Annotated in this window: 2 protein-coding genes; both read left to right on the top strand. The window is 74.7% G+C overall.

Annotation, left to right across the window (positions count from 1 at the left end; genetic code table 11):
• Positions 1 to 824 (top strand): hypothetical protein (locus I4I78_RS32135; RefSeq protein ID WP_218615270.1); only part of this gene is annotated, 824 nt, incomplete at its 5' end.
• A 121-nt stretch (positions 825 to 945) separates the two neighbouring features.
• On the top strand, positions 946 to 2,087 hold a 1,142-nt coding region (locus tag I4I78_RS32130; protein WP_308252481.1), incomplete at its 3' end, for a multidrug effflux MFS transporter.

Here is a 2,087-nt window from a genome sequence, read left to right as displayed (position 1 = left end):
CGGTGCCACGGGTGGAGGTCTCCCCTACGGTGCAGCGGTCGGACGCGGTGACCGAGGCACTGCTGGCCTCGGTGCCCCCGTTCGGCACACCGCCGTTCGGCACCGGCGGGGCCGGCGCCCGGCACGGCGCGGGCCACCCGCAGCAGCACCGCGCGGCGGTCGGGGCCGCGCCGCAGTGGGCCCACCGGCTCGCACCGGTCGCGCCGCGCAACGGCTTCGGCGTCGCCGCGCTGTGCCTGGCCCTGGTCGGGCTCCCGTTCGCCCTGATCCCGCTGACCGGCATCGTCGCGGCGCTGCTGGGCGCGCTCGCGGTCGTGTTCGGCCTGCTGGGCTGCTCGCGGGCCCGTCGCGGGGTGGCCACGAACCGGACCATGTCGGCGATCGGCACCGCGCTCGGCCTGATCACGCTCGGGGTGGGCGTCGCCGGTGTGGTGATCCTCGTCCGGGCGACCGGCGCGTTCGTCGGCGACCTGGAGGACCTCGGCGTGCGGCTCCCGGCCGCCGCGCCGGCCGCGGACATCTCCACTGCGCCCGGCTACACGTTCCGGCTCTCCGGCAGCGCCCCCGGCGCGACGGTCATGTGGAGCGTCGACGGCTCGTCCGGCGGCGACCAGGCCGGCCGGCTCCCCTGGGACCGCACGATCGGCGGGGCACAGGACGGCTCCGGCTCCAGCACTCTGACCGCCTACACGAACCCCGGCTCCGGCGGGGACCTGACCTGCACGATCACCGGGAGCGACGGACGGGTGCTGGACACCCGCACCGCACGACCGACCGGCGGAGCCGCCGGCTCGGCCGCCGTGACCTGCAGCGCGCTGGGCTGAGGACGGTACGGACGAGGACCGTGTGGCACTGCTCACCGCCACCCGATCGGGAATGACGCCGGCCGCCGACCACGTTGACCGTTACGGGCCGCACACGTCGTGGCCCGCGAGGGGGAACCACGTGACCACGTCGACCGCGACCGGCCGCAGCGCCGTACCGAGCCGGCTCCGGATAGCTCTGATCCTGGGCGCGCTGATCGCGCTCGGACCGCTGACCATCGACACCTACCTGCCGGCGCTGCCCGCGGTGGGGACCGACCTGGGCGCGTCCGAGACGACGGTGCAGCTCACCCTGACCGGAACCCTGGTCGGACTCGCGCTCGGCCAGATCCTGATCGGCCCGCTGTCCGACGCGTGGGGCAGGCGGCGCCCGCTGATCGCCGGTGCCGCACTGCACGTGGTGGCCTCGGCCGCGGTCTTCGTCGCGCCGAGCATCGAGGTGCTGGGCGTGCTGCGGGTGCTGCAGGGCGTCGGCGCCTCCGCCGGGGCCGTGGTCGGCCTCGCGATCGTGCGCGACCTGTTCGTCGGCCGGGCCGCGGCCACGATGCTCTCCCGCCTGATCCTGGTGATGGGCGCGTTCCCGGTGATCGCCCCGACCCTGGGTGGGCTGCTGCTGAACTGGGTGTCCTGGCGCGGGGTGTTCGTGTTCCTGGCCGTGTACGGCCTGGTCATGCTCGTCGTGGTGACGACCGGCCTGCCAGAGACGTTGCCACCGCACCGCCGTCGCAGCGCCCGGTTCGGGCCGACGATGCGCACCTACGGCTCGCTGCTCAGGGACCGGACGTTCGTCGGGCTCGTGCTGGTCGCCGGCCTGGCCATGGCCGGGCTGTTCAGCTACGTCTCCGGCGCGGCGTTCGTCTACCAGCAGCAGTTCGGCATGAGCCAGCAGGCGTTCGGGCTGTTCTTCGGCGCGGGCGCGATCTGGCTGGTCGTCGCCACCCAGCTGAACCCGGTGCTGCTGCGCTGGTTCGAGCCGCGCCAGGTCATGACGGCCGCGATGATCGCCGGTGTGGCCGTCGGTGTCGTGCAGGTGGTCCTGGCCACGACCGGTGTCGGTGGCCTGGCCGGTGTGGTGGGCCCGGTGTGGGCGCTGCTGCTGTGCTGCGGCTTCGTGCTCCCGAACGCACCCGCCCTCGCACTGGCCCGCCACGGCGAGGCCGCCGGGACGGCGTCGGCGCTGCTCGGGTCCCTGCAGTTCGGGATCGGCGCGGTCACCTCGCCGGTCGTCGGACTGCTCGGCAACGACGCGCGGGCGATGGCGCT

It is taken from the genome of Pseudonocardia sp. KRD291 (genome assembly GCF_019263595.1).
In the GTDB taxonomy this organism is placed as follows: Bacteria; Actinomycetota; Actinomycetes; order Mycobacteriales; family Pseudonocardiaceae; genus Pseudonocardia.
The sequence above is the reverse complement of the archived record's forward strand: the minus strand, read 5'-3'. Positions and strand labels throughout refer to the sequence as shown.